Raw genomic sequence first — 7,708 nt, forward strand, 5'->3', positions numbered from 1 at the left:
GGCGGCGCGCGCGGGGGCGGCGGAAGCGGAGGCCGCCACATGGCGGCCTCCCCCTCCTCACGCCGCGTGGGACTCGCGCCCGCCCGCGCGGTACACGAGGGAAACCCCACCCCAACACGCCTGCGGCGGCGGCTTCCTGGGGTACCCGGACCGAGCCCACCATGAGGGTCAGGAACCCGGAACGAGGTTCGGAAGAAGAAGGGGAATCCCGTGAGGTCGAGGAATTTCCTCCGCGCCCCGGCGGCGGTGGTCATCTCGGGGCTGCTGCTCGCCGGCACGGCCGGAGCGGCCTTCGCCGCCCCGCCGGACGACTCGCCGAGCGCGTCGAGCAGCGCGGCGGGCAGCGACTCCGGCGGCGCGTCGGGCGACGACGCGGCGAGCGGCGGAGCGAACACGGAGGAGCTGTCGTCCTCCTGGAAGCCGGACGGCTGGTACGACAGCGAGCACGAGTGCAAGAAGGCCGGCGACAAGGGGAAGCAGCAGCACAAATGGCACGATTACCGCTGCAAGAAGGAGAAGCGGCACCACGACGACTACGACTACTACTGGCACCTGTACTACCGCCGTTGAGCGACGGCGGCGCGTGGGAGCGGGGTTCCGCGCCCGGGGTCCGGGCCCCGGAACCCCGCGGACGCGCTACTCGTCGATGCGGTACGCGTCGCCGTACACCTTCCACTTGAGCGGCGGCTCCAGGTCGAAGTTGCCGTCGTTCAGGAAGACGCGCTGGGCCATGTCGATCCGGCTGGTGTCGCTGTGCGCCTTCTCGGCCTTCATCACCTTCTTGCGGGCGTCGAGGAACGCGTCGAGGTACGCCTTCTCGTCCCCGCCGCGCGCCGGCGGTTTGGCCTTCTTGAGCGCGGCCTTGCGGATGCCGCCGAAGCTGTCCTTGCCGTCACCGGGGCCGTGCATCACCATCGCGTCGTAGTAGACGAACTGGCCGAGGGTGCGCAGCCCGTCCTCCTTCGCCTGCCTGACGGCCGGGTCGAAGTACATGCGGTCGCGCAGGTCCTCCTGCGCGTCCTGGAACGCCTTGTCCCGGGCGGCCTTGTGCCACGCCTCCTCGAAGGGCTTGCCGAGGCCGGCGTGGGTGTCGGACCCGTTGGCCTTGCGCAGCGCGGGCAGGAAGGGCGCGAGCGGGTTGCCGGGCTTCTTCTTGGTGTACTCCTCGACCAGTTTCAGCATGTCGCCGGTGCCCGAGGTGAAGCCGATGATGCCGCCGGTGTAGCCGCGGCCGTCGTCGTAGGGCTCGATGTAGTCGAAGTACCGGCGCCACTCCAGCGAGGAGTTCTCCGCGCTGCAGACGAGCCGCATGGCGATGTCCTTCTTGTGCGGGTCCTCCAGCCCGGCCGCGGTGGCCGCCGGTATGCGGAGGGCCGACGCGGGGGCGGAGGCGGGGGCCGCGGACGCGGCGACCGACGTGCCGCCGAGGACGAGGGCGGGCAGGGCCAGGGTCACGCCGGCGAGGGCGGTACGGGGGAGCTTCTTCTTCGTCGTCGTGCGCTGCGGCGGCCGCGGCATACGGAACTCCGTTCCTGATAAGGCGTCAGGGGACGGCCGGGGAACCGCTGCACGGCGTTCCCGGCCGATCAGGACGCATTGAAGCGCTTTCGTCACTTCCGCCACAAGGGCCGATCCGCTTAAGTGCGCGTAAAGCGCGTGGAAACACCATCGTTCGACTGTTTTCGGCCAACTCGCCGCTCGCAGACGGGTGACACGTCGTCCCCAGGCGCCGCGGAAACGGGCCGGCGCCTCCCCGCAAGACCGTTCCGGCAAAGCTCTCGACCGCGACGGGCGGCCGTGCCACGCTCGCCCTGTGACGGTGAGCCTCCAGGCGAGCTATCAGGCGGTCGTCCTGCGGGTCCTCGGGACCGGGCGGTCCCGGTGGACGCTGCGGGACGGTGAGACGTGGTGCATGGTGCGGCCGGTGGGCCACCGGTCGCGGCGGCAGGGCTGGAAGCTGCACCTGCCGGCGACCGTCGAGTCCGCCCCCCGCGTCCTGGAGGCGGCGGCGGGCGTCCTGGTGGCGCACGGGTGCGCGTTCAAGTTCGCGGTGTCGCCGCGGATCACCGCCGACCTCACCTCCGTCCGGGCGCCGCGCGAGCACTCCGGGAAGTTCCTCACCGCCTACCCGGCGGACGACGGGCAGTCGCGCGCGCTCGCCGAGGAGCTGCACCGGGCCACGCTGGGGCTGGCCGGGCCGGCGATCCTGTCCGACCGGCGGTACCGGCCCGACAGCCTGGTGCACTACCGGTTCGGCTGCTTCGCGCCGCCGCGCGAACTCGACGACGAGGGCTTCTACCGGGGGCGGCTGCGGGCCCCGGACGGCAGCCTGGTCCCGGACGAACGCAACGCGTGGTTCTCGCCGCCCCCTTGGGCCCGGCCGCCGTTCGACCCGCCCGTCCGGCCGGCCGGCTCCCGCGGGCGCGGCGACCCGGTGCTTCTCGCCGGCCGCTACCTCGTCCGCGAGGCGGTCCGCCACTCCAACCGCGGCGGCGTCTACCGCGCCCTCGACCGGCGGACCGGCGAGGACGTCCTGCTGAAGGAGGCCCGCGCCCACGTCGGCGCCCGGCCCGGCGGCACGGACGCCCGCGACTGGCTGCGCTACGAGGCCGAGGTGCTGGCCCGGCTGGCGCCGCTCGGCATCACCCCCGCGCCCCGGGGCGTCTTCACGGCCGGCGGCCATGTGTTCCTGGCCGAGGACCTGATCGACGGCGAGAACCTGCACCGGTGGGCGGCGGACGAGGCGTCGCGGAACGGAGGCCGGCTGCCGGCCGGGACGGCCTGGCGCCTCGCCCGCGACCTCACCCGCCTGGTCCGCGCCGCGCATGCCGCCGGTTTCGTCCTCCGCGACCTCAAACCGACCAACGTCGTGGTCCGGCCCGACGGCACGCCCGTCCTCGTCGACCTGGAGTGCGCGGTCCGCGCCGGAGGCACGGCCCACGTCGCGGGCACCCAGGGCTTCACCGCCCCCGAGTACCTCTCCCTGACCGGGACCGTACCCGTGCCCGGCCCGGAGGTGGACGGCTTCGGCCTGGGCACCACCCTCCTGCACGCCGTCACCGGCATCAACCCGCTGCTCGCACCGGACACCGCGCCCGAACGGCCCGTCGGCGAACGGCTCGCCGTGATGACCCGGGCGGCGGCCGCGGACCGCCCCGCCCTGCGCGCCCTCGCCCCGCTCGTCCTCGGCCTCACCGCCGAGGCGGCCGCCCGCCGGACGCCGGAGTGGGCCGCCGCGTTCCTCGACGCGGAGGCGGCCGAGGAGGCGCCGGAGACCTCCGGTCCCGTCCTGGAGGGCGCGGCGCTCGACCGGCTGCTGGACGACGGACTGGCCCACATCGCCGCGACGGTGACGCCTCATGAGGAGCACCTCTGGCCCCGCCCCCGCTCACTGCCGGAGGGCGACCCGTGCAACGTCCAGCAGGGCGCGGCGGGCGTCCTGGCCGTCCTCGACCGGGCCGTCCGCAGCGGCCGGGCGCCCGGGCTCGTACCGCTGCTGCGCACGGCGGCCGACTGGATCGCCGGCCGGCTCGCGCTCCCCGGCCGCGTCCTGCCCGGGCTCTACTTCGGCCGCTCCGGCACGGCCTGGGCGCTGCACGACGCGGCGCTGACCCTCGACGACCCCGAACTCGCCGCGCGCGCCTGCACGTTCGCCCTGCGCGTCCCGCTGGAGTGGGACAACCCGGACGTCTGCCACGGCCTCGCCGGCGCCGGGCTCGCCCAGTTGCACCTGTGGCACGCCACCGGCGACCCGCGCTTCGCCGAGCGGGCGGGGCGGTGCGCGGACGGCGTGCTCCGCCGTACCGCCGCGGCCGACGGCGGGGTGGACTGGCCGCTCGGCCCGGAACACCGCCGGGAGCTCGCGGGCTCCGCCCTGTACGGATTCGCCCACGGGGTCGCCGGCCACGCCGCGTTCCTGCTCGCGGCGGGCCGCGACCTCGGCCGGCCGGAACTCGTCGACATCGCGGCCGGCGGCGGGTACGCCCTGTGCGCGGTGGCGGAGGACCGGGGCGACATCGCCCTGTGGCCCAAGGGGCCGGGCCGTACGGAGCGGATGGGCCTCGACTTCTGGTGCAACGGTGCCTCCGGCATCGGCACGACGCTGGTCCGCCTGTGGCGGGCGACCGGTGAGCCGCTGTTCCGGGAGTACGCGGAGCGGGCGGCCCGCGCGGTGTACGCGGACCGCTGGCGGGTCGGCACCGGCGCGTGCCACGGCGTGGCCGGGAACGCCCAGTTCCTGCTGGACGTCGCCGACCTGACCGGCGACGCCGCCCACCGCGTCCGGGCCGCCGAGGCCGCCTTCTGCCTGTCCGCGCGGGCGGCGCTGCGGGACGGGCGGCTGCTCGTCCCCGACGACACGCTGCGCGAGTTCTGCGTGAGCTACCAAGTCGGCCTGGCCGGCGCCCTGGACCTGCTGCTGCGGCTGGTGTACGGGGGCGGGCGCCCCTGGATGGTGGACGGGCCGGACGGACGCCGAGGAGGTGACGGACGTGGAGGAACTGGTCCTCCGGTTGCAGGAGCTGCCGGAGACGGACGACCGGCGGCTGGAGCCGGCCCTGCACTGCCAGGTGAGCCTGACGACCAGCCGCTGTGACACCGACTGCTGCACGGACACACCCCGCTGCCAGGAGTGACGCCGTGCCGGAGAGGAGGGTGGCGGCCATGGACGAGAACGTCCTCGCGCTGCAGGAACTGCCCGAGGCGGAGGGCCCGGTGCGGGAGCCGTGGATGTGCTGCGACACGGCCGAGACGAGCTGGGACATCACGGATCCCCCGCGCTGCCCGTCTTTTTGAGGATGCTGGGAACCGGCCCGTGTGAAGGGAGGTGAGGATGATGGAGGACGCCGTTCTGGAGCTCCAGGAACTGCCCGAGACGGATGAGCAGGCGCTGGAACCGGTCATGTGCTGCGACACGGACCACACGAGTGGCCAGTGCACGGACCCGCCGCGCTGTCCGCCGTAGGCCGGCCATCGGTTCCGCGCGGCCGGCCGCGTCGTCCGGCCCGCCGCGCGGAACCCCGGCAGCCGCCGGGGGCACCCGTGCCGCCGCCTTCGACGGCCTCGCTCCGCACGCCGCCGCGTCCCGCGCGAAGATCCTGGTCACGGACGCGGGGTGGACGCTCCGCCGACGTTCTCGACAGGCTCGCCTCCGCCGTCGGTCCCGACCGCTTGTGCCGCGCCCCGGATCGACGCCCTCGCCGCCCCCGCCCCGCAGGCACCCCACACGTACCGCAGGAACCGCACGTACCGCACATACCGCACCCCGGACGGAAACCCCACTTTGACCGACGCGGCATGGTCTCCCCTCCTGCCCGCCCGCGACCGCGCCGCCGTCCTCGACCGGCTCGCCGCCGCCGCGCGGCCGCACCGCGTGCCCCACCGCGTCCGGCCCGATCTGGCCGACGGCGGCGCCGGCCTGGCCCTCGCGTACCGCTGGCTCGACCGCGCCCTGCCCGGGCGCGGGTACGGTGCCCTCGCCGAGGGCTATCTGGCCGCCGCGCTGCGGGGTTACGCGCGGTGCGGCGCTTCGCCGGGCCTCTTCGGCGGGGCGGCCGGACTGGCGTTCGCCGCCTGGTCGCTGTCCCATGACGCACCGGCGGCGCACCGTCAGGTCGTCGACGCGGCGGGCGCGTGGGCCCGGCGGGCCGCCGACGGCCCGTACGCGCCCCGGGCCGTCGACGTGGTCGCGGGCCTGACGGGCGCGGGCGCGTACCTGCTGTGCCGCCGGGACGATCCGGCGGCGGCGGAAGCGCTGCGGACGGTGCTCGCCGCCCTGTCGCGGACCCGTTTCCCCGACCGGCCCGACCCCGGGATGGCGCACGGGATCGCCGGTCCGCTCGCCCTCCTGGCGCTGGCGCTGGAGCTCGCGGCGGACGTCGCCGTTCCGGGGCAGCGCGAGGCGGCCGCCCGGCTGGCCGCGGCGCTCGTCGCCGGGCGCGCCGACGACGCCTGGGGCCCGGACTGGGCCGGGCCGGCCACCGGCCGTCCGCTGCGTGCCTCGTGGTGCCGGGGCGGTCCGGGGATCGCCCGCGCCCTGTGGCTGGCGGGGACGGCGCTGGGCGACGACGGGCCGCGCGGTCTCGCGGTGCGGGCGCTGAAGGCCGCCCTCCGGCGGCCGCCCGCGCGGCGGCGCGTCGACGGCGATCCCGGCCTCTGCCACGGTATGGCGGGACTCCTCCACGTCACCGCCCGCTTCGCCCGTGACACGGGCGACCCCGAACTCGCCGGCGCCGCCGCCCGCCTCGCGGCCGGCCCGCTGCCCTCCGGCGGCGGTCCCGGCTTCCTCGACGGTGCCGCGGGGGTGACGCTCGCGCTCCTGGGCGCGGCGACGGACGTCGAGCCGGGGTGGGACCGGGCGCTCCTCCTGGCGTGACGCGGTCCGGGCGAACGGCCGGAAAGGAGCGGCGACATGCCCTCCGTCCGATAGTGCCGCCCGTTTCCGTTGTGGCCTGATGGTGCGACCCGGCGCGGCCCTCCTTACGGCTTCCGCGGGTGGGCTTCTGCGATCTCCCGGGCCCGCTCGGCGACGGTGTTCAGCCCGAGCTCGGCCCTGCGCTGGTCGACACCATCAGGGTCACGGATCGGGACGGGCGCCCACTCGCCGCCCGCAGTGTTTGAGGTGTGGTCACAGCGACTGCCGTAGCAACGTGAGTTGGACGGTCGCTTCGTAGCGGATGGCGAGCTTGTCGTACCTGATGGCCACGCCCCGAGCCTGCTTGAGGAGCCCGATGCGGCATTCGACCTAGTGCCTGCGCTTGTAGGCCTCGCGGTCGAAGCCGGGCGGGCGGCCGCCCGCCGAGCCCCGGCGGAGCCGGTGGCCGACCTGGTCGCGCTTCTCCGGGAACGTGTGCGGGATCTGCCGGCGGCGCAGACAGGCGCGGATCGCGCGGGACGAGTACGCGCGGTCGGCGTTCACGCGTGCCGGCCGGGTACGGGGGGCGTCCGCCGCCGGTCCGGGCGACGCGGATCCGTTCCATGAGGCGGGTGAACTGTGGTGCGTCCCCGCGCTGCCGCCGGTGACCATGACGGCCAGGACGTGCCCGGAGGCGTCGGCGGCCAGGTGGAGCTTGGTGGTCAGGCCGCCGCGCGAGCGGCCGAGCGCGTGGTCGTCCGGCTCGGTCGCCAGGTAATCCGGGCCCTTCCGGCCTGGATCGTGGCCTCCTTTTCCTCGCCCCGGCAGCGTGCCGGCGGGCCCGGCACACGGTCGAGTCGATGGACACCTCCCACTCGATCACGCCGTCCGCGTCGGCGTTGACCTGGAGTTCTTCGAGGACGCGGGCCCAGGTGCCGTCGATCTGCCAGCGCCGGAAGACCGAATACGTGGCCTCCCACGGCCCGTACCGCTCGGGGACGTCCCGCCAGGGCGAGCCTGTCCTGGCCCGCCACCAGATCCCGTCGAAGACCTGCCGCCGGTCCCTCGGCGGCCGCCCCATCGTGGGCACCGGTGGCAACAGCGGCTCCAGACGCTCCCACTGTTCTTCTGTCAGATCCCCACGCGTCACACCAAGATCGTTCCACGATCAAGATCAACATTCCAATCGATCCCTGGAACCAGACGCTCACCGACCTACGTAACGAAGCACTACTAGTCCTCCGGCAGCGGGCCACGGCCTGGTGTCTGCGGCGCGGGTTCGACCGGGTGCGCACCATTGAACAGCGATCCGCCCGGCGGCCGTCAACGGCACGCCCGCCGGGCACGCTGTTGCCG

Annotated in this window: 6 protein-coding genes and 1 pseudogene; 5 read left to right on the plus strand and 2 right to left on the minus strand. The window is 75.0% G+C overall.

Features of this window, described 5'->3' with window-relative positions; all coding sequences use genetic code 11:
* Positions 1–210: 210 nt before the first annotated feature.
* A complete protein-coding gene (locus K7I03_RS00585) occupies positions 211–570 on the plus strand; it encodes a hypothetical protein (protein WP_185946080.1) in 360 nt (119 codons plus the stop codon).
* Between the two features lie 66 nt (positions 571–636).
* On the opposite strand, the gene K7I03_RS00590 is transcribed toward K7I03_RS00585, so the two are convergent.
* On the minus strand, positions 637–1,518 hold the full coding sequence (locus K7I03_RS00590) for a chitosanase (protein ID WP_185946079.1): 882 nt from the start codon (positions 1,516–1,518) through the stop codon (positions 637–639).
* Between the two features lie 295 nt (positions 1,519–1,813).
* On the opposite strand from K7I03_RS00590, the gene lanL reads away from it, so the two are divergent.
* From lanL to K7I03_RS00605, 4 genes are all read left to right on the plus strand, one after another.
* A complete protein-coding gene (gene lanL, locus K7I03_RS00595) occupies positions 1,814–4,594 on the plus strand; it encodes a class IV lanthionine synthetase LanL (RefSeq protein ID WP_185946078.1) in 2,781 nt (926 codons plus the stop codon).
* 44 nt (positions 4,595–4,638) lie between these two features.
* Positions 4,639–4,794: a hypothetical protein gene (locus K7I03_RS00600; protein WP_185946077.1), complete on the plus strand. Its 156-nt coding sequence runs from the start codon at positions 4,639–4,641 to the stop codon at positions 4,792–4,794.
* A 37-nt stretch (positions 4,795–4,831) separates the two neighbouring features.
* Positions 4,832–4,963, plus strand: a complete 132-nt coding sequence (locus K7I03_RS33700; RefSeq protein WP_260630472.1) for a hypothetical protein — start codon at positions 4,832–4,834, stop codon at positions 4,961–4,963.
* Between the two features lie 318 nt (positions 4,964–5,281).
* Positions 5,282–6,373, plus strand: a complete 1,092-nt coding sequence (locus tag K7I03_RS00605) for a lanthionine synthetase LanC family protein (RefSeq protein WP_185946076.1) — start codon at positions 5,282–5,284, stop codon at positions 6,371–6,373.
* 252 nt (positions 6,374–6,625) lie between these two features.
* Here K7I03_RS00605 and K7I03_RS00610 read toward each other — a convergent pair.
* A pseudogene (locus tag K7I03_RS00610) lies at positions 6,626–7,502 on the minus strand (IS5 family transposase).
* Positions 7,503–7,708: the final 206 nt, after the last annotated feature.

Origin of the sequence: Streptomyces mobaraensis, assembly GCF_020099395.1 — a bacterium.
In the GTDB taxonomy this organism is placed as follows: Bacteria; Actinomycetota; Actinomycetes; order Streptomycetales; family Streptomycetaceae; genus Streptomyces.

Coding starts and splice junctions, on each gene's coding strand:
- K7I03_RS00590 (WP_185946079.1), bottom strand. CDS start 1,518: ATGCCGCGGCCGCCGCAGCGCACGACGACGAAGAAGAAGCTCCCCCGT.
- K7I03_RS33700 (WP_260630472.1), top strand. CDS start 4,832: ATGATGGAGGACGCCGTTCTGGAGCTCCAGGAACTGCCCGAGACGGAT.